Below are 19,888 nucleotides of genomic sequence, written 5' to 3'. Positions count from 1 at the left end.
CTAAGCTATGTTTCATCCTGCGTCTTCAATAGAAGGCGCAGGATCAATTATAATGATGGCCGGAAATCCGGCGCTCCCCAATGATACACGGGCACTTCTGTTTTGCCGGAATCACTGTCAGCCGTATAATGACGATGCAAAATGCTTAAACCCGTTTTCAGCATCATTTTTGCTGAGCGTACCGGCCAGCACCGCTCCCGCTCCACCAGCTCCAAGCCTTTCAGAAAACAGCATATATCCAGCAGCACACCGGATAATTCCGGCCCTACATCTCTCAAAGCTTTCTCAACTCTGTCCCGACAGTCCAGCGCATGGTCACTCAGATCAGCCTGCGCTCCGCGCTCACCACGTGCGCGTTTCGTAACGACCGCCTCCCAATTCGCCGTAATGCGCGGCATCATGTTGCCCCGTGTGAAATCAGCGCGCAAACGCTCTCCTGCCTGAAATTCCTCATCACTCAAAAACCGCTGTCCGGTTTGCTTGTTCTTCCGATAAAGCAATCCCAGCGGAGACTCAGCATGATTAACCATGAGGCCAAAGCTACTATTTTTAACATTGGTATGAGTTAAATTCGCGGGTTGTTTAAACTCTTGCAGCAGTTCACGCCCCGCCACTGATAAATTAGCCTTGCCATTTTGTATCTTAATCAGGGCGGCATTGTTCAGCGCATCAAGTAAATGCCTGTCACAAGAGACACTGCCGCTCTCCCCACTCACGAGTAACCAGCGATCACAATCCGTACTTTCTTCCAGCATAGCTGAGGCTTTGTGTAAAAAGCGCAATACTCTCAAAGCGGGTTGTTTATCGGCCATAGTCAGAAGGCAATTACGCTTGATCATTCTGCTACACTCCCGATGCCCGGATAAAGAGACCGAACCAGATATTCAAAGTCGCTGACATTACTGTCGAATTTTTCATTTTCCCGCATATCTTCAATCAAATGACAGGCGTGTTTGACCGTCGTTCTCTCGCGGCAAAAAGCATAAGCCACTTCAGACATAGAAAGCCCGAACATTGTATGGGCGATATACATGCCGAATTGCCGGATGCGGGCAACATGGTTATTGCCCCGCTCTGCACTACGCAATTCCTTTAATGTCACCTGAAAGAAAACCGATAATAAAGACAGCAATGCACCGCATAGGTTCCATGCATGTTGCTGACGCTCATCATTGCTACGCTTTCGCTGAAACTTGTGATTTTTGTGCAAAAGTTCAGCGAGATAAAGCGCATCATCTGTCATGCGTATTTTTCGGCTTGCTTCGTTTATTGGACTGCCGTCCTGCTCTTTTGGACGAAACGGTTTTAGTGCGGCAGTCGGGAAGCTACGTAAAACGATGAGCGTATCGGTGTGGCCAGACAAAAAATCAGGAAAATTGTTCAACATATGCCCTCCGTAGATGACATATGGATAAGGTAAAAATCTTATACGGGGATAAATTTTGACCACTTATTTTAAATATAAACAATACATCAAAAAAACAATTTTAAATTATCATATTCAAAATAAATTTAACTTATTAATTGCGATAAATAAATTTCATAACTCATATTACTACTTATAAAAAAATTATTTAATACAATAATTAAAGTAAACATTACAAAAAGCTGCTTATCCCCGCTCTTATTTCTCAACATATCATCTTCCTCATTCAAAAAGAGGCAGATCATGTCAGAAAATTTGCAACATGACAGACAGGTTTTCATTGAAAATCGTAAAGAGGATGCGCTGCAAGCCGCACAATCATTTGCTTTACAAATGAGCTGCGGCATTGATCTCCGCCAAATCACAACGTCATCCACGGAGAAAAAGGCCAGCGTTGTGGCCAAGCTGAACCGGTTGATTAAAAGAGAAAGATTAAAGGGGCTGAACAAACACTGGAGCTATGACATCAACCGTCATATCGCTCTAAAACAAGTACAAATACGCATCTTAAACATGATTGCGAAAGAGACTGACGCGCATAATGATGTTCACAACCAGAGTTTATAAAATATCTTTGAGAGACTTCAGTTAATTGCACTCTAACAACAGAAAAATCATCACTTAAGCATAAAAAAGCAGCGGTATTATTCCACCGCTGCTTTTGTATAGTCTCTGGAAACTGTCCTGATCAGGCAGCTTTACGCTTACGACCCAGACCCATCTTCTTAGCAAGCTGAGAACGGGCTTCAGCATAGCTTGGAGCAACCATCGGATAGTTAGGATCCAGATCCCACTTTTCACGATACTGTTCCGGTGTCAGGTTATAATGGGTCATCAGGTGACGCTTGAGCGACTTGAATTTTTTGCCGTCTTCAAGGCAAATAATATACTCGTCGTGTACTGATTTCTTTGGGTTGATAGCCGGTTTTGGCTTCTCAACAACTGCGACAACTTCTTCACGAACACCGGAACGCGCAAAAGCGGCATGAACATCAGCGATCAGCGCTGGCAACTCGCCCGCACGGATGGAGTTATTGCTGACATAAGCAGCGACAACATCAGCTGTAAGACTGAGCAGTAGTTCGTCGGCAGAAACTACAGTCTCTGGATGTTCCATTATACTTCCTTCATCTATATATTGCTGATTGGAAAAGCACTTTATATATATAATAATTCAGCCCGCTCAACAATCAACCAGTTTAAAATGTGCATACCATCCCAATGATCTTCTCATATCTATAAAAATTGCAAAATGTCAATTTATTTTACAATAATGTTAAGTTTTGTACGCTTTTTGACTGATTGATAAAATTTCAACCTTCACACCCTTGAGGAATGAACATCCGTGAATTTGCCTAAAACAGAAAATTTTTCTATTTTTCTCCAAAGATTTGAACTTTGAAATCACCATTCGCACATACAAAGTAAATGATGTTCCAGTTTAAATCCCTGAAAACAAATTCACAAAAAATTGTGAACTTCACCTGTTGAAACAACAACCAATAGAACTCAACGAATATAACGATATAAAACACTATCATCGGGATAAGATGCTTTATCAAAAAAATGATTATTTCTATATTAAGTCATTTTTCTGGCAAATTATGAAAAACCATATTTTATACAACAATTCCCCGGAAAAACCTCATGCACACAAGACTATATTACCAAACATAACGGCCGATCTGTAACGATAACAACGACCAGAACACGAAAATTAGACAAAACTAATAAAAACAATCAACCTTTTATTGAAATACACAACGCCATATTCACCTTTTAAAAAGCAGTTAATATCCCCATATATTGTAAAAATTGCACTGCACAGCGCGCTCATATCTGATTGGATCAGATCAACGCACATGTTTTAATTCTTATCCCGAAAGCCAAGCTGTCTGAGGGATGCATTCTGAATGACAGGAGAATGACCTTGTCCGACAAAGATCTTCATAAACGCCCGTTAAAAGTACAAAAGACCGATGCAGAATGGCGCGAGCAACTCACGCCGGAGCAATATAAGATCACGCGTCAGCATGGCACAGAACGCGCATTTTCCAGTCCGGACTTTGACCTCAAACTTCACGGGACTTACCACTGTATCTGCTGTGACCGGCTGCTTTATAAATCAGATGATAAATTCAACTCAGGCACCGGCTGGCCAAGCTTTATTCGTCCGGCAGAACCGGAAGCTGTGAATGCTTTTGAGGATACCTCATATGGCATGAGCCGCACCGAAATCCGTTGTGCGGATTGTGATGCGCATCTTGGCCATGTCTTTCCCGACGGCCCTGCGCCGACAGGCCTGCGTTATTGCATGAACGGCACCGCTCTTTATTTTACTGAAGCATGATCCGCGTCATTTTCTCAGCCATCTTCATGTTAACCACCAATACCGGAAATAGTATGAACCAGCATTCTTTCGTCCAACAGACCGCTCCTGCTCCAGAGAAAAAGCCTTACAGCGACACACGCCATGGTATTACACGCAATGATGAGTATCACTGGCTACGCGCAGAAAACTGGCAGGATGTTCTGCGTGATCCGTCTCTGCTTGATGCGCAAATCCTCAATCATCTGAAAGCGGAAAATACATATCAGTCAACCTTGATGGCCGATACCAAAGACCTGCAACAGAAACTGTTCGCAGAGATGAAAGGCCGCATTAAGGAAGACGACTCCAGCGTTCCGGTTAAAGACGGTGCTTATGCCTATGGCGTTTCCTATGTGACCGGTGGCCAACATCCGCAATATTTCAGAACCCCGCGCGATGGCGGTGATAAAACCGTTCTGATCGACGGCGATAAACAAGCGGCATCCCTCGCCTATTTCAGCCTTGGTGGTCTGGACTATTCGCCGGATCACAGCCTGCTAGCATGGTCTGCAGATACTAAAGGCTCAGAGTTTTACGACATTAAAATCCGCGATCTGACTTCACTCGAAGACCGCAGTGACATCCTGACAGCGACTGCTGGCGGCACTGTCTGGGATGCCCAGAGCAAAGGCATTTTCTATATCGAGATGGACGACAATCATCGACCTGCTAAATTGTTCTATCACCGCGTCGGCACGGAACAAGCACAGGATAGATTGATCTATGAAGAAAAAGACTCCGGTTTCTTCATGAATGTCTCCGGCAGTTCGCTGAACGACTATGCCTTCATCAATATTCAGGATCACGAAACATCAGAAGTCTGGCTGATACCAGCCAATGATCCGCAGACAAAGCCGCAGCTTGTGGCTGCGCGTGAGACCGGCATTGAATATACTCTGACTGAAGGCGGCGATGTCTTCTATATTCTGACCAATATTGACGGTGCCAAAGATTTCAAAATCATGTCTGCACCGGTCAGCGCACCGCAAAAGCAAAACTGGACAGAAGTTGTCGGCGAGAAATCCGGCACCATCATTCTGGATATTGCTGCCTATAAAAATCATCTGGTCTGGCTGGAGCGCAATAATGGCCTGCCGCGCATCGTCATCCGTGAACGTGTGAGTGGTGCGGAACATGCAATTGCTTTTGATGAAGAAGCCTATTCTCTCGGCCTGCAGGGCAGTGCTGAATATGATACGGACGTCATCCGCTTCTCCTATTCATCGATGACCACGCCAAGCCAGCTCTTTGATTATAATATGGCCAGCCGTGAGCGCATTCTGCTCAAAACACAGGAAGTGCCAAGCGGTCATGTGATTGATGATTATGTCACCCGCCGCATTCTGGCGCCTGCTGCGGATGGTGAACTCGTACCGGTCTCCATTCTAGCGCATAAAGATACGCCGCTGGGCGGCACGGCTCCGACTTTGCTCTATGCCTATGGTGCTTATGGCAGCACAATTCCGGCCAGCTTCTCCACGTCTCGCCTGTCACTGGTTGATCGCGGATTTATCTATGCCATTGCGCATATTCGCGGCGGCAAAGACAAAGGTTTCGCCTGGTACGAAAACGGCAAGCGTGAACACAAAGTCAATACTTTCACTGACTTCATTGCCGCAGCCAAATATCTGGTCGCTGAAGGCTTCACCAGCCATGACCGCATTATCGCCCATGGCGGCTCTGCCGGTGGCATGCTGATGGGTGCCATCACCAATATGGCACCGGAAGCCTTTGGCGGCGTTATCGCCGATGTCCCATTTGTCGATGTGCTCAACACCATGCTTGATGACAGCCTGCCGCTGACCCCGCCGGAATGGCCGGAATGGGGCAATCCGATTGCATCGGAGACAGACTACCGTACCATTGCCGCCTATTCGCCTTACGATAATGTGGATGCGAAAAACTATCCGCCGGTACTGGCAACCGCAGGTCTGACCGACCCGCGCGTGACCTATTGGGAAGCAGCAAAATGGGTTGCAAGACTGCGTGAAAAAACCACCAGCGACAATCCTGTATTGCTGAAAATCAATATGGATGCCGGTCATGGCGGTGCGTCCGGCCGCTTCTCCCAGCTGGAAGAAGTCGCCTATATTTACGCCTTCGCGCTTAAAGTTGCAGGAAAGCTGTAACAGGCGCATAAAGAATAAAGATCAAAGCAGACAGCGATGCTGCTTTGATCTTTTGCAACAGGGAAGGATTAAGTCATGTCCTTTATATCTGCGAAACCGCGCTTCACCATGCCTCTGCGGGCTGCTCTCAGCACTTTGAGTATTGCCGCATTGCTTGCAATACCGGCACCGCAAGCAGAAGCAACCGTGCGTAAAAATGTCAGTGAATATGCAGGCCAGCGTTGCAATCCGCCGCCACGCGGCAGTGGTGCCATTGTCGGGATTTTTCAGGGATTTGGCGAAAGCGCTTTTGTCAGCAGTGACTATCCTGAATCCATCAACCGCTACCGCTGTTTCAGCTCTATGGAAGAATGCAAAGGCTGGCTCTACACGATGCAAAGCCTCTATAGCGCCGGTCTGCCCCGCGCTACCAAATGTCTGAAACGCTAAAAACAGTGCATTATACACTGTGTTCAAAATAAAGAAACAAAGCAGGGTTTTCTAAAAACCCGATAAATCCTGCGTTTTACCGACGACTGGTTACCTTGATGTAACTTGCGGGTTTTTACATGCCTTCTTGTCAAAGGCGCTTTGCTCCTTAATTTTCGCTTCACCACTGTTCATTCTCAGGTGAAGGAAACGACCATGACATTTCTCAAAACCGCAACGCAGTTTCTGACCAAGGCGGCTCTTGCCGCAACACTTGTAACCTCTGCCCTCTCTGTATCTGCCGCCCATGCTCAAGATGAAAAAGCATTGAACTGGCAGTTCTTTCAGGCTGATGAAAACGGTTTTCTCCGCACGCCTGTTCTGCTGACCGGTGAGAAAGAAGCCATTCTCCTTGATGGTGGCTTTACACTTTCAGACGGCCAAGCCCTTGCAGAGAAAATCAAAGCGACCGGAAAAAACCTCACCACAATCTATGTGAGCCAGAGTGATCCCGATTATTATTTCAGCCTCGGCCCCATCAAAACCGCCTTTCCCGATGCGAAGGTGATTGCAGCACCTGCTACGGTTGAAGCCATTAAAGGTAATGTGGAAGGCAAGCTAAAAGTCTGGGGACCTCAGCTGAAAGAGAACGGCCCGCAAACATTGGCCGATGTGGTCATCCCTGAAGTCTCAGATGCCACAGAGCTTGATCTTGAAGGTAAAAAGATTGAAATCATTGATGCGGAAAATATGCCGAACCGCCGCTATCTCTGGGTACCTTCCCTGAAAGCTGTCTTCGGCGGCGTCTTAATTACTGCCGGTGAGCATGTCTGGCTTGCCGATACGCCAAAGGCAGAGCAGCGTCAGGCATGGATTAAAACGCTTGATGCACTTGCTGCCCGTAATCCTGAAATTGTCGTACCAGCTCATATGGCAGCCGGCTCCAAAACCGACATCTCTGCGGTGACATTCACCAAGGATTATCTCGTCGCTTTTGAAGAGGAACAGGCAAAAGCCAAAAACAGCGAAGAGCTGATTGCCGCCATGAAAAAACGCTACCCTGATCTTGGCGGTGTTTCGAGCCTTGAGCTTGGCGCAAAAGTCATCAAAGGCGAGATGGAATGGGAATAATCTGACTGTAAAAGACGCCAAATAAAAAAGCACCGGAAATTCCGGTGCTTTTCTTTTATCCTGATAAGGTGTTTGCTTATTTCAGGTCATATTGCGAACGGGCAAAACCTGCCAAGCCTTTTTCCTCAAGCTTTTTCAGAGGCATGCGGAAGGTCACACGGGCAATCCCCGGATGACGGCCAATTTCGATCGCACCGGCCATTGTCGCACGGTTCATGATTTCCGGCACGGTCACTCCGAACAAATCGGCTGCCCGTTTCAAACCATTATCCGTGGCCTCATTCAGTGTTGCACCACTGCCGATCACGGTGATCGGTGCATCCTGTTCGATTTCAGCCAGACCGTTGGCTTTTGCGAGCGCCTCAGCACGCTGTTTTTCAACTGCATTCAGTGGGCGCGCCAGATAAGGCACATCATCCGCCACAGGGAATAACAGAGGCCCGTCAATGGCCAGACCTTTGATAACGCTGACTTCCAATGTCACCACACCGGCAACGTCAGAGGTATGACCGGCGATTTCACCATCGCCTTGCAACGCATGCATGTCACCGAGATAGACACCACCGCCCGGCACTTTAACCGGACAGATCAGCACTGCACCCTGACGCACAGTATTTACATCCAGATGACCGTCGGTTTTATTGCGCAGCAGCTCTTCCGGTGTCAGCGCATATTTATGCGGTGCATTGAGCAGGAAGGAACCAAAATCACCGGCATTATGTGAATCCGGCATTGCTTTGGATGGTGTTGTCCCAAGCTGCCCGAGGAACGGACGCAAACGCGTGGCAACGCCAACCAGATCAGCCGGTGCAAAAGTCATGACCGGATTTTGCACGGATGTATCCGGCAGCGCCATGATCTTGGCGGCATCCGGGGCCATTTCTTCTGCACGGGCTTTGCCGATTGTCACACCAATGCTGCGCGCATCGTCAAAAACAATCGTATAGCCATTTTCAATCTTAAACGGCGTGGCATCCGCGCCGCATTTATCGCAGCGGATTGCGCTCTGGCCAATGCCTTCAATATGGGTTGCAGGCCATTCCGTGCCGCATTCCGCACAAACAGCCGCGCAGAACGGGTCGCCATTGTTGCGGCCGGCGACAACACTATCCGAGCCGGATGCTGTGGCATTTGAGGTCACAACGATCGAACGAATACGAATAGCAATAGCATCACCGATTTCCGCACCTTCAACAGCCACCGGACGAGTAACCTCGTGGCCGCCGCGAATAGCAGGTGTAATCATCGGGCCCCAGCAGCCGGGCGCCGTATTGGCAATAATTGTACCACCATCGGCAACAGGTCCGAGCATCGGGCGCGCCGGATCGAGAATTCCGTCTGTCAGCTCGGTGACATAAACCGTGCGACATGCACCACTTTTCTGCTGGGTTTTATTGTTTTGCATCTTTGCATCCTCCGGTCGGTTGCGTCAGCCGGAACACAGTCCGAACTGACAGACCTTATAACATTGCGGATCATAACAGTATTGTGCTTCCGCAGAAGTATACTATCACACCCGCCATGATACTAAAGGATGGCATCCGATTTAAGCGATGACAAAACTGTGAGGATAAATCCCAGTTAAGTTACTGAGAAGAATAACCATTCTTGTGTTCAGGAATGGCTTTCAGATAGGCGGCAATCGCCTCACGATCAGCAGCCTGCAACTTAGATGTATTGGCAATCACATCGGTCATTGATCCGCCCATGGAATCAAAATCGGGTGTAAAACCGCTCTCCAGCCCATAAGCAATATCACCCGCGCTCCAGTCGGAAATACCGCCTTCGCCACTGGTAATATTCGGCACAATACCGCGTTTACCCTGTGCATCTGTTTCCGCAGAAAGCGCACCGGCAAGCCATTGCTCCGTATCCGTTCCGCCCAAAGCATTGCGCGGTGTATGACATTCGCCGCAATGCCCCATGGCCTCAACCAGATATTGTCCGCGCTTGAGCTGTTCATCCGGATTATTCAATGCAACCGCAGGTGCATCGTTCAGATAGAGCATTTTCCACAGACCAAGTCCGCGACGGATATTGAACGGAAAGCCCAGTTCATGCGGCTTTGACGCCTCATCCGAGGCTGGCAGAGTTTTCATAAAGGCGTAAAGATCCGCCACATCCTGCAACTTCATCCGTGTATAGGATGTATATGGAAAAGACGGGTAGAGATGCTCGCCATTGCGCCCGACACCTTCCAGCATCGCATCGGCAAATTCGCCCAATGTCCAGTCTTTCAGTCCGTTTGCAGACGGGGAAATATTCGGTGCGATAAATGTGCCGAAATCAGTCTTCAGCTCATGCCCGCCCGCAAGCACAAGTTTCGCATCACCCGTTGCGCCAGGTGCCGCATGACAAGACGCACAGCCACCGGCATAGAAAACATGCTCGCCGTTTTTGACATCCCCTGCCGCCAGCTTATCCAGCGCCGTGCGATCAACATGCACAGGCTGTGTCAGAAACCAGAACACACCGGCACCGGTAACAGCACAAAGCAGAGCAGCGGATATCAATTTACGTTTCATATCAAAAACTTGTCCAAATTTATGGGTGCCGGACAGCATTCCGACTGAAATTCAGAAAGCCTGCACATGACAGAGCATGTGCAGGCAAAATTACTTATTTCTTTACGCGAAAAGCCTGATGGCAAGTGCCGCAACTTGCGCCAACTTCTTTCATCGCAACGCGCAGGGCATCAACGTCCTGTGGCTTTGCATCAGCAGCAGCGGCTGTAGCGGTTCGGAAATGGTCGATATCAGCCTGAAAGCCAGCAGCATCTTCCCAGATTTTCGGGGAGGCAGCAGTATCACCGCTTTCCGAGCCTTTAGGGAACATTGTTTCAGCATTCATCTTAATGGCGTCTGCTTTAAGCTGTTCCAGTGCAGCCTGCACGGATTCTGCTTCAAAAGGCTTATCACCCTTCATAACAGGCCCAAGAACGCCCATTGAACGACCAATATCTTTCATCAGCGCCTGACGGTCTGCGACCGGCGAAGCTGAAGCTGCACTTGTCAGCATGAATAAAGCAGAAAATATCGCCAATGATTTTTTCATATACTGCGTCCTTTAATCTGAAATACCTGTTCCGTTACAGCGCCCATGCATAATCATCTCATGACGCCATTTTAGAATTATTATAGTCTGGGTATTTAGAATATCTATAAAAACGTCAGGTCATTCAGATTAATTTTTTGTAACAATAAAAAAGCCTCCCGAAGGAGGCTTTTCTGAACCCGAATAATCAGGCCTTTTCGTAAAGCTCGAGAACATAATCCCAGTTGATCATGCTATCGACAAATGCTTCAAGATATTTAGGACGCGCATTGCGGTAGTCGATGTAGTAGGAATGCTCCCATACGTCGACGCCGAGAATTGGGCTCGCGCCATGTACCAGCGGGTTTTCGCCGTTTGGTGTTTTGGAAATTTCCAGCTTGCCATCTTTAACCGACAGCCATGCCCAGCCCGAACCGAACTGACCGGCACCGGCAGCGATGAAATCTTCACGGAACTTATCGTAGCCGCCAAGATCGGATTTGATTGCAGCTTCAAGCTTAGCAGGCAGTTTGTTGCCGCCGCCGTCTTTTTTCATCCATTTCCAGAAGTGGATATGGTTGTAGTGCTGACCGGCATTGTTAAACAGCGCCTGATTTTTGCCGTAGCTTTCTTTAACGACGTCTTCAAGGCTCTTGCCTTCCAGACCCGAACCTTCAAGCAGCTTGTTGCCGTTGGTTACATAAGCCTGATGATGCTTGTCGTGGTGGAACTCAAGGGTTTCACGGGACATATACGGGGTAAGCGCATCATAGTCGTAAGGCAGAGCAGGCAATTCAAAAGCCATGGTGTTTCTCCTCTTGGTGTGGGCGGCTTCAAGTTTCCGCCACCCAAATTCTTCATGCCTATACTACATAGGCCGACACAGGCACGCGGGCAATGCAGAGAAATTAAGTTCTGTGAAAAATCACGGAAATTTTAGAACTTTATCCAATGGAACTATGAGTATTTCCATTTTCACCGTCACAATCCGCGATATTGTGCAGCAGTCAGCACCTGTCTGCTCAGTGACAATCAGGCAAGAGCACCACGGTGCGAAATGTTGCCATGCTGCAACAGACATATAAGCAATTATCTATTCTTAAAAATTCATAAGTTGTTAGCCATATTATGGCAGTTTTTCATCACTTTTATACAAGCTTTCTGTCTGGACTCACAACAGCGCATCATTCCGGCAGATCCATAATTCCGGCCATCCGGCCACACTACCGTTTTGTCTGTATCTTCCACAGAGGCAGATTGAGCGGCTCTGTCGGGTCGTGCCTGAGCACGCATTATCTGCGGCTTACCCCCGCCGGTATTTGTCTGTCAGGTATTATACTCATCATTTAAAAACGCTCTGAAAAGACTGGTTTAAATATGGAAAATTCTTTCTCCCGCCGCTCTTTCATGTCGGCACTGTCGGTCACGGCAGCCGCCGGTCTGGCAGGCTGTACGCAGATCAGCCGTAATATTCCGGTAATCGACATGACCGGCGGTCCTGCTCCTGTCGCTCCACCTTCCAATAATGGCGCGGCTATGGGGCCTTATGCCAGCATGTATGCAGCTGTCGAAGATGAAGGCTATTCGATTCCTGCGGTACCGTTTCAGAAAATTGATCCGAAATATTACCGTCAGCTGGTTCAGGATCCGACTGGTGAAATGCCGGGCACTGTCGTAGTCGACACCGCTAACCGCTTTCTCTATCTGGTGATGCAGGATGGTCAGGCTCTGCGCTATGGCGTGGGTATTGGCCGTGCAGGCTTCTCATGGTCAGGACGTGCGGTTATCCAGTGGAAGCGTAAATGGCCACGCTGGACACCGCCGGATGAAATGGTCGGTCGTCAGCCTGAACTGGAAAAATACAGCGCCCGCAATGGCGGCATGGCTCCTGGTCTGAACAATCCGCTCGGCGCGCGCGCCTTGTATATTTTCAAAGACGGTGTTGATACGCTCTACCGTATTCACGGTAATCCTGAATGGTGGTCAATTGGTAAAGCCGTCTCGTCCGGCTGCGTACGCATGGTTAATCAGGACGTGATGGATCTGTACGACCGCGTTCCGAATAAAACACCTGTTCTGGTCATGTGATCTGCGCTATCAAAAATTTATAAAAGCCGGATTGTTCAGCAGTCCGGCTTTTTTATTGGCACCATTCGCCCCCTAGAGCGGTTTACGTTCAGATTGAATCATGGCGCTCGCTCTAGTTTCTTTATTTTGTCGCATTATCCCGGACTGTCCAAGTTGATCCAACTTGACTGTGAAATGCTCTAGGCGCACAGATTTACAAGTCCGTGAAAGAGCTTAAAAGTTCGAATAAACAGTCAAAAGGTTGAAGGATTGCATATGACCGCCAAAGATACGGATACTATTGGTTTTTATGCCCGCGAAGCTGAGGCCTATGCGTCGCGCGGACGTGAACCGGCGGTCATTCAGCTTGATCAGTTTCTTGCACATCTGCCTGCCGGCGCCTCCATTCTGGAACTGGGTTGCGGCGGTGGTCAGGACAGCCGCTATATGCTGGATCGCGGTTATGATGTACATCCGACAGACGGCACACCGGAACTCGCCGCAGAAGCAGCAAAACGCCTCAACCATCTGGTCGGCGTGCTATTATTTGAAGATATTGACGCGCAGGGGCAATATCACGGCATTTTCGCCAATGCCTGCCTGCTGCATGTTCCGCGTGCGGCTTTACCTGCCATTATCGGCAAGATTCACACCGCCTTAAAGCCATCCGGCACCTTCTATGCCAGTTATAAAGCGGGTGAAGCGGAAGGCCGTGATCGCTTCGATCGGTTCTACAACTACCCTTCAGAACAATGGCTGCGCGAGCTCTATGCGCAGTTCGGCTGGGGCAAAATTGAAATTACCGAACTGACCGGCAGCGGATATGACAATGAGCCAACCAACTGGCTCCATGTGACTGCCACCAAGTAAGCAGGCATAAAAATGCGCCCTGTCTGACAGACAGGGCGCATTTTTATTGATCTGCAAAAGTTACAATCAGCGTTTAAAGCCGCCCAGAATACCGCGTACGATGGCACGACCAAGCGAGTTACTCACAGTGCGCACAACACTTTTAACAGCTGTCTCTGCAACTGTCTGACGGCCGGCGCGCTTGCCACCGCCGCCAAGTGTTGATGTCAGATAATCTGTCCAACTACCGCCCTGCTCTGCATCTTGCTGCTGCTCAACCGAGGCGACTTTTTCCTCAGCGCGTTTTTGCAAAATCTCAAAAGCAGATTCACGATCAATCACACGATCATACTGACCGGAAACAGGGCTGGTTGCGACCAGCTTTGCACGTTCATCTGCCGTCAACGGGCCGATGCGTGATGCAGGCGGACGCATCAAAGTACGCTGCACCATCGACGGGATACCCTTAGCCTGCAAGGTTGAAACCAGCGTTTCCCCTGTTGACAGCATGGTGATCGCTTTGAATGTATCAAAATCCGGATTAGGCCGGAATGTGCCCGCAGCGGTTTTCACTGCTGTTGTTTCACGCGGTGTATAGGCACGCAAGGCATGCTGCACACGGTTACCAAGCTGCGCCAGAACAGTTTCCGGCACATCCAGCGGGTTCTGTGTGACGAAATAAACGCCAACACCTTTTGAGCGGATCAGGCGGACAACCTGCTGAATACGATCCAGCAGCGCTTTCGGCGCCTCATCAAACAGCAGATGCGCCTCGTCAAAGAAAAACACCAGACGCGGCTTTTCCGGATCACCGATTTCCGGCAATTGTTCAAACAGTTCCGACATCAGCCAGAGCAGAAATGTGGAATAAAGCCGTGGGTTCATCATCAGCTTATCGGCGGCCAGAACACTGACAATCCCGCGCCCGTCAGTGGTGGTACGCATCAAATCAGAAATATTCAGCGCAGGCTCGCCAAAGAAGAAAGAGCCCCCCTGCTGTTCCAATACCAGCAGCGAACGCTGAATAGCACCCACAGATGCCTTACTGACATTGCCATATTGGGCAGAAAGTTCTGAAGACCGCTCGGCAACATGGCTAAGCATAGATTGCAGATCTTTCATGTCGAGAAGCAGCAGCCCCTCTTCATCGGCCACACGGAATGCGATATTCAACACGCCTTCCTGCGCTTCCGTCAGGTTCATCAGCCGCGCCAACAGCAAAGGCCCCATTTCGGAGATTGTTGCGCGGATCGGATGCCCCTGCTGGCCGAAAATATCCCAAAAGATCACCGGCGTCGCGTGCATATCATAAGGTTCAAGATGAATTTCCTGCGCGCGCTTCACCGAGAAATCATTCTTCTCGCCGATTGCGGCAATTCCGGAAAGATCGCCTTTCACATCAGCGCAAAATACCGGCACACCGGCAGCAGAAAAGGCCTCAGCCATCACCTGCAGGCTGACGGTTTTACCCGTACCGGTCGCACCGGTCACCAGCCCGTGCCGGTTGGCATATTTCAGCGCCAGTTCTTCCGGTTGCTGATAGCTGTCATCCGGTTTGCGGCTGGCACCAAGAAAGATGCTTCCATCTGCGGGCATAGAGTCACTCCTCATCCGTTCATCTTCACGCCGAATATACACCAAACGGCACAGCTATTTTAAGTTTATAGCCATCAGACCGCAACGGGACAATATTTTAGCCTCTGCCTTGAGCATAATTTTAAAACGTTAGAGCGAGCACTGAGATCCAACATGAATGTAAACCGCTCTAAGGTAATTTATGTTACAGAAACGGATAAAGCAGGACTTGATTTCATCATTCCATAATGCTTATTACGTAAACGTCAATTTTTGGGAGACTATGATGGAAGAGCTGATTACACGTATTGCCAATAATGTCGGTGTTGATAGCGCAACTGCAGAAAAAGCTGTTGGCCTGATCCTTGCCTTTCTCGCCAAAGAAGGTCCGCAGGATAAAGTCGGCGCATTGATCGCCGGTATTCCGGGTGCGCAGGAGCTGATTGCGTCTGCCGATAAGGGTGGCTTCCTCTCCAATATGATGGGCGGTGTTATGGGTCTCGGCTCCAAGCTGATGGGCGCAGGCCTCGGCATGGGTGAAATTTCCGGCGTTGCCAAAGAAACCATTGCTTTTGCAAAAGAAAAAGCCGGTGCGCAGACCGTTGATGATGTCGTGAACTCGATTCCGGGTCTCGGTCAGTTCATCTGATCCCCTCATCTTTCGCATAAAAAAAGCCCCGCATTTTACGGGGCTTTTTGTTTATTCACTCTTCGCTTTGACATAGATGGCACGGCCTGCACCCCAACCATTCCATGCCGCAACAATACCGATAAACACAAACAAGAATGCGGTCGCATCATAAGAGCCCGTCCAGTCACGGATAATGCCAATCAGCAACGGCACGATGGATGCAATCATATAACCGACAAACTGCACCATGCCGGACAAATGTGCCGCCACACGCGGGTTAGGCGAACGCAGCACAATCTCGGTCATGGCGGCTGCAATCAACCCGCCTAGGCCGATGCCCTGCAGAACCGCCCAATACCAAACCGACCAAAGCGGCATAAACAACATCGCCAGCATGGAAACAGAGGCACAGGCAATCAGCACAGCATTGAGCAGGCTCTGATTACGGGAACGCACTGCGATTGTCGGCACGATCAGACAGGCAAACAGCTGCATCCCGATTGCAACAGAAACCACCACACCGGCGGTATGACCATCCAGCCCGCGCTCGCGCAGGATCGGCGACAGCCAGCCGAAAACCGTATAAGCCAGCGATGATTGCAGCCCCATAAAGAATGTCAGCTGCCATGCGATCTTGTCCCGCCACAGGCCTGTTACTTTACCCTTGGTTGCTGCCGGATGATGTTTGATACGCCATGTCAGCCTGCCCCAGAGCAAAGCGGCAATGAGTGCCGGAAGTGCCCAGAGAGCCAATGCCTGCTGCCATGAGTTATCAAGTGCCTTGTAAAGCGGCACGGTAAAAGCGGCAGCCAATGCCGCGCCACCGCTCAGCGCCATGGTGTAAAATCCGGTCAGCAAAGCGGCTTTATCAGGAAAGTCCCGCTTCACGATCCCCGGCAACAACACATTACACACCGCAATACAGGCACCGGCAAGCATTGTACCGGCAAACATCATACTCACAGGGCCGACACCGCGTAAAAACGTTCCCAAAGCCAGCAACAGAGCCGCGATCAGCAATGTGCGTTCAATGCCAATACGCTCGCCGAATTTCGGTGCTAATGGTGCAAAAAAGCCCAGACAGAAAACCGGCAAAGTCGTCAGCAATCCCGCGGTTAAAGAACTGATGCCGGTTGAGCCAACAATCTCCGGCAGCAAAGCCGCAAAACTGGAGAATATCGGACGCAGGTTCAGCGCAATCAGCACCAGAGAAACGCCTGCCAGAAGGCGATAGGCAGGGCTCATTCCTGACTTTACAGGTGATGTAGCGGCTTGCGCCTCAACATTACTATGCCCCTCTGCCCGCAATGGCTCATTCATTACAGACATAAAATCAAACCTTCTGTTTCTGCGCGGATCATTCAATCCGCAGTGATATATCTATATCCGGCAATCCTGTCTATCGAGCATAATCATGCTCTACAGCGTAAATACACAACCATGATGACCCTGCAAACAATGACATGCGCTGTTTACACTTCTATATTTATAATGACGCCATAGTTATAGTTCCGGCCAGTTGCGCCTAATTATTTTTGTTTTATGCATATCTGCCCTCACACAGAGGAGCAAATGCTTTCATGACAGGGGTTATACCCAAAGATGCTGACTGTATATTACCGTAATGGTGACACTCTTACGCCCTATGACCGCGCTCACACTGATCCGGCTTTAACTGTTCCGGCAGACTTGTCGCAAAATGCTTTATGGATTGATCTTCTAAACCCGACATCGGAAGAGGAAGCTCAGGTCGAACAATGGGCAAGCATCCCGATTCCGACGCGTGAAGATATGGGCGAGATTGAAGAATCCAACCGGTTTTACAGCGAGAACGGCGCGCAATATCTGACTGCACCTTTTCTGCATCTCACCACTGATGACCACCGCATTGTCAGCCCTGTCACCTTTATTATGACAGATAAGCTGCTCATCAGCGTGCGTTATGCCGAGCCTAAGTCTTTTGCCATTTATGCCAGCCGCACGGCCAAAAGCGGCAATGGTCTGATCAATAGCCGCAGTAATAGCCTGTGTATCCTGCTTGGTATTATCGAAGCCAATACCAGCCGGCTGGCTGATTTTATTGAAGGCGTCAGTGAAAAAATCGACACGGCTTTGCACCGGGTTTATCGCCGCCCGAATAATACACGGCCAATGTCGACCCATGATTTTCGTGAGATTCTCAATGAGATCGGTGCGCATGGTACTTTTCTGTCGAGAATGCGTGAAAGCCTTGCAGGCATCCGCCGTCTGCTGGTGTATATCACCGCTAACAGCTCGCCGAAAACACAGGCCAAAGACACCCGTTCATCGCTGAAAACGCTGGAGCGCGATGCGCAATCGCTGGAAAATTACGTCGACTTTCTCAACAACAAAATCAACTTCCTGCTCGACACAATTGTCGGCCTGATTTCGGTTGAGCAAAATGCGATTATCAAAATTTTCTCAGTGGCCGCCGTCGGCTTCATGCCGCCGACACTCATCGCTTCGATTTACGGAATGAATTTCAGTTTCATGCCAGAGCTGACCGAGCAATGGGGCTATCCCGCAGCGCTCGGCCTGATGGTTATCTCTGCACTGATCCCGCTTTATTTCTTCCGCAAAAAAGGCTGGCTCTGAACAGAGCCGGCAATTCACCTAATTCATAGCTTTAAAGCTGATAATTTCCAGCTCGCGGCCATTCACAGCCACCAAATCCCCCTTGCTCTTGCCAAACAGGGCAACAGCAAGCGGTGAGATGTGGGAAATCGTGCCTTTGGACGGCTCCGCCTCATCCTCGCCGACAATCATCCAGCTCTGCTGACGACCGTCTTCATTCTCAACAGTGACTTGCATACCAAAGCGGATTACATCGCCGTCTTTGTCGGCCAGATTGAGTTCTGCGGTCTCACGTCGCGCTGTCCAATAACGCAAATCCCGTGAGACATGAGCAATTGAGGCCTTATCCCCGCTGGCAGTTGCCTGCCCCAGCTCCGTCTGCAGACGTGCCAGTTCAGCCTCAATCAGTCTGAGACCGTTTTGAGTGACAAGATTACGGTGGGGACTGACCGGACGCTCCACCAGACCGGCAGGAACATCGTCCTGTTCTTTTGTAAAAGCTCTACTCATTCACAGAGCCTAGGAAGGAACCGAAATAAAAGCAAGCCATGCGACAAAACAATTAAGCCGCACATCTTTATAATGCGCGGCTTAATTATCAAATACTTATAGTATTTTTATTCTCAGAAAGAAACAGCTTTCAATTCATCAACCAAAGCAGCTGATGGTGCAATATAGCCGAAATCAATACCATTCCAGTTACTCATACGGCGTGTTGCGCGTGCTTCCAGCTTGCCGGACAACTCGGCATCTTTGGCAAAAAGCTGCGCCAGCAAACGTGTCACCATAACTTCTGCCGCACGGGTAGCGCCGTCATCACATTTCATGGCAAAGCCGACGCCAAGTTCCGGCACTGCACCGCAGAACACACCTTCCGCACCGGTTTTAACGAAAATACGACCAGGTGCCAGTTCCATCAGTTCAGTGCAGGCACGACGGCTGCCAGCCACATAAAACGGCGCAGCCATGCAGGCTTCAATCAGGCGCTTGGCAGCTTGCGCTCGAACAGGCGCTAAGCCTGTGCCAGTTGCCATACGGGCAAAACCACGTGCCATAGCATCAAGTCCAATGGCATAGGTCGGGATAGAGCAACCATCAGTGCCATATTCATTAGCATTATGCACCGCGCCGGTCACTTCCTGCATGGTTTCACGCACGATGGTCTGGATCTGTGAGTTTGCCTGCACATAACCTTTTACCTTCAGGCCCATATGCGCACAGGTGCAGAGAAAACCGGCATGTTTACCGGAGCAGTTATTATTGAGCGCTGTCGGCTCCTTGCCGCTACGGGCGACTTCAATCAGCACTTTCTGGTCAGACGGCCAATGGGCACCGCATTCCAGATCCTCGCAGGACAAACCGGCCTTCGCCAGCATCGAAGCGGCGCGCGCCACATGTTCCGGCTCACCGGAATGGGAAGCGCAGGCCATGGCCAGCTCTTCATTGCCGAAACCATAGGCATCAGCCGCCCCGCTTTCCACAAATGGCAGCGCCTGAATAGCCTTGATTGCCGAACGTGGATAGGTCGGGCGCGTCACATCGCCGATGTTCAGAACGGTCTTACCGTCACCATCGAATAGCGCCAGCGCACCGCTGTGGCGGCTTTCCACCACTTTACCGCGCACAACTTCAACCAAAACCGGATTTGCCATTTTAAAACTCCGCATCATTCA

Annotated in this window: 20 protein-coding genes; 9 read left to right on the top strand and 11 right to left on the bottom strand. The window is 49.6% G+C overall.

Annotation, left to right across the window (positions count from 1 at the left end; genetic code table 11):
* Nucleotides 1-47 precede the first annotated feature (47 nt).
* Both QUF18_RS05370 and QUF18_RS05365 read right to left on the bottom strand, forming a co-directional pair.
* Nucleotides 48-839 (bottom strand): DUF6456 domain-containing protein, encoded by a 792-nt coding sequence (locus tag QUF18_RS05370; RefSeq protein WP_289385921.1) that lies wholly within the window; start codon nucleotides 837-839, stop codon nucleotides 48-50.
* Nucleotides 836-1,387: a helix-turn-helix domain-containing protein gene (locus QUF18_RS05365; protein WP_289385920.1), complete on the bottom strand. Its 552-nt coding sequence runs from the start codon at nucleotides 1,385-1,387 to the stop codon at nucleotides 836-838. Before QUF18_RS05365 ends, QUF18_RS05370 begins: the two co-directional genes overlap by 4 nt.
* A gap of 279 nt (nucleotides 1,388-1,666) precedes the next feature.
* Between QUF18_RS05365 and QUF18_RS05360 the strand changes: the two genes are divergently transcribed.
* Complete coding sequence (locus QUF18_RS05360; protein ID WP_353074489.1) at nucleotides 1,667-1,993, top strand: cytoplasmic protein; 327 nt, start codon at nucleotides 1,667-1,669, stop codon at nucleotides 1,991-1,993.
* 121 nt (nucleotides 1,994-2,114) lie between these two features.
* Here the strand turns inward: QUF18_RS05360 and QUF18_RS05355 are convergent, their stop codons facing one another.
* The gene (locus QUF18_RS05355) at nucleotides 2,115-2,543 is read right to left on the bottom strand and encodes a Ros/MucR family transcriptional regulator (protein WP_113942637.1); all 429 of its coding nucleotides are present in this window, start codon (nucleotides 2,541-2,543) and stop codon (nucleotides 2,115-2,117) included.
* A gap of 813 nt (nucleotides 2,544-3,356) precedes the next feature.
* Here QUF18_RS05355 and msrB point away from each other — a divergent pair.
* From msrB to QUF18_RS05335, 4 genes are all read left to right on the top strand, one after another.
* Nucleotides 3,357-3,776: a peptide-methionine (R)-S-oxide reductase MsrB gene (msrB, locus tag QUF18_RS05350; RefSeq protein WP_289385918.1), complete on the top strand. Its 420-nt coding sequence runs from the start codon at nucleotides 3,357-3,359 to the stop codon at nucleotides 3,774-3,776.
* 53 nt (nucleotides 3,777-3,829) lie between these two features.
* Entirely contained in the window at nucleotides 3,830-5,926 is a 2,097-nt protein-coding gene (locus tag QUF18_RS05345) for a S9 family peptidase (protein WP_289385917.1), read from the top strand.
* A gap of 75 nt (nucleotides 5,927-6,001) precedes the next feature.
* Nucleotides 6,002-6,355 carry a metallophosphoesterase gene (locus QUF18_RS05340; RefSeq protein WP_289385916.1) on the top strand — a complete coding sequence of 118 codons (354 nt, stop codon included), beginning with the start codon at nucleotides 6,002-6,004 and terminating at the stop codon, nucleotides 6,353-6,355.
* A 195-nt stretch (nucleotides 6,356-6,550) separates the two neighbouring features.
* The gene (locus tag QUF18_RS05335; protein WP_289385915.1) at nucleotides 6,551-7,465 is read left to right on the top strand and encodes an MBL fold metallo-hydrolase; all 915 of its coding nucleotides are present in this window, start codon (nucleotides 6,551-6,553) and stop codon (nucleotides 7,463-7,465) included.
* Nucleotides 7,466-7,541: 76 nt separating this feature from the next.
* Here the strand turns inward: QUF18_RS05335 and QUF18_RS05330 are convergent, their stop codons facing one another.
* The 4 genes from QUF18_RS05330 to QUF18_RS05315 form a co-directional block, all read right to left on the bottom strand.
* A complete protein-coding gene (locus tag QUF18_RS05330) occupies nucleotides 7,542-8,870 on the bottom strand; it encodes an acetamidase/formamidase family protein (RefSeq protein WP_289385914.1) in 1,329 nt (442 codons plus the stop codon).
* A gap of 181 nt (nucleotides 8,871-9,051) precedes the next feature.
* The gene (locus QUF18_RS05325; protein ID WP_289385913.1) at nucleotides 9,052-9,990 is read right to left on the bottom strand and encodes a cytochrome c; all 939 of its coding nucleotides are present in this window, start codon (nucleotides 9,988-9,990) and stop codon (nucleotides 9,052-9,054) included.
* A gap of 94 nt (nucleotides 9,991-10,084) precedes the next feature.
* Nucleotides 10,085-10,519 (bottom strand): c-type cytochrome, encoded by a 435-nt coding sequence (locus QUF18_RS05320; RefSeq protein WP_289385912.1) that lies wholly within the window; start codon nucleotides 10,517-10,519, stop codon nucleotides 10,085-10,087.
* Nucleotides 10,520-10,706: 187 nt separating this feature from the next.
* On the bottom strand, nucleotides 10,707-11,303 hold the full coding sequence (locus QUF18_RS05315) for a superoxide dismutase (RefSeq protein ID WP_289385911.1): 597 nt from the start codon (nucleotides 11,301-11,303) through the stop codon (nucleotides 10,707-10,709).
* A gap of 572 nt (nucleotides 11,304-11,875) precedes the next feature.
* On the opposite strand from QUF18_RS05315, the gene QUF18_RS05310 reads away from it, so the two are divergent.
* The gene (locus tag QUF18_RS05310) at nucleotides 11,876-12,586 is read left to right on the top strand and encodes a L,D-transpeptidase (RefSeq protein ID WP_289385910.1); all 711 of its coding nucleotides are present in this window, start codon (nucleotides 11,876-11,878) and stop codon (nucleotides 12,584-12,586) included.
* A 255-nt stretch (nucleotides 12,587-12,841) separates the two neighbouring features.
* Nucleotides 12,842-13,435: a class I SAM-dependent methyltransferase gene (locus QUF18_RS05305; RefSeq protein ID WP_289385909.1), complete on the top strand. Its 594-nt coding sequence runs from the start codon at nucleotides 12,842-12,844 to the stop codon at nucleotides 13,433-13,435.
* Nucleotides 13,436-13,501: 66 nt separating this feature from the next.
* Here QUF18_RS05305 and QUF18_RS05300 read toward each other — a convergent pair whose 3' ends face one another.
* Nucleotides 13,502-15,010, bottom strand: coding sequence for a helicase HerA-like C-terminal domain-containing protein (locus tag QUF18_RS05300; RefSeq protein ID WP_289385907.1), 1,509 nt, complete (start codon nucleotides 15,008-15,010; stop codon nucleotides 13,502-13,504).
* Nucleotides 15,011-15,275: 265 nt separating this feature from the next.
* On the opposite strand from QUF18_RS05300, the gene QUF18_RS05295 reads away from it, so the two are divergent.
* Entirely contained in the window at nucleotides 15,276-15,638 is a 363-nt protein-coding gene (locus QUF18_RS05295; RefSeq protein ID WP_289386156.1) for a DUF2267 domain-containing protein, read from the top strand.
* 51 nt (nucleotides 15,639-15,689) lie between these two features.
* Here QUF18_RS05295 and QUF18_RS05290 read toward each other — a convergent pair whose 3' ends face one another.
* Nucleotides 15,690-16,940 carry a CynX/NimT family MFS transporter gene (locus QUF18_RS05290; protein WP_289386155.1) on the bottom strand — a complete coding sequence of 417 codons (1,251 nt, stop codon included), beginning with the start codon at nucleotides 16,938-16,940 and terminating at the stop codon, nucleotides 15,690-15,692.
* Nucleotides 16,941-17,222: 282 nt separating this feature from the next.
* Here QUF18_RS05290 and corA point away from each other — a divergent pair, with 282 nt between their 5' ends.
* On the top strand, nucleotides 17,223-18,236 hold the full coding sequence (corA, locus tag QUF18_RS05285) for a magnesium/cobalt transporter CorA (RefSeq protein WP_289385906.1): 1,014 nt from the start codon (nucleotides 17,223-17,225) through the stop codon (nucleotides 18,234-18,236).
* An 18-nt stretch (nucleotides 18,237-18,254) separates the two neighbouring features.
* Here corA and QUF18_RS05280 read toward each other — a convergent pair whose 3' ends face one another.
* Entirely contained in the window at nucleotides 18,255-18,725 is a 471-nt protein-coding gene (locus tag QUF18_RS05280; RefSeq protein WP_289385905.1) for a GreA/GreB family elongation factor, read from the bottom strand.
* Nucleotides 18,726-18,838: 113 nt separating this feature from the next.
* Nucleotides 18,839-19,867, bottom strand: coding sequence for an asparaginase (locus QUF18_RS05275; protein WP_289385903.1), 1,029 nt, complete (start codon nucleotides 19,865-19,867; stop codon nucleotides 18,839-18,841).
* Nucleotides 19,868-19,888 lie beyond the last annotated feature (21 nt).

Source organism: Pseudochrobactrum kiredjianiae (genome assembly GCF_030362795.1).
Taxonomy (GTDB): Bacteria; Pseudomonadota; Alphaproteobacteria; order Rhizobiales; family Rhizobiaceae; genus Pseudochrobactrum; species Pseudochrobactrum kiredjianiae.
Note: the sequence above shows the minus strand (reverse complement) of the source record. Positions and strands in the feature narration are given on the sequence as shown.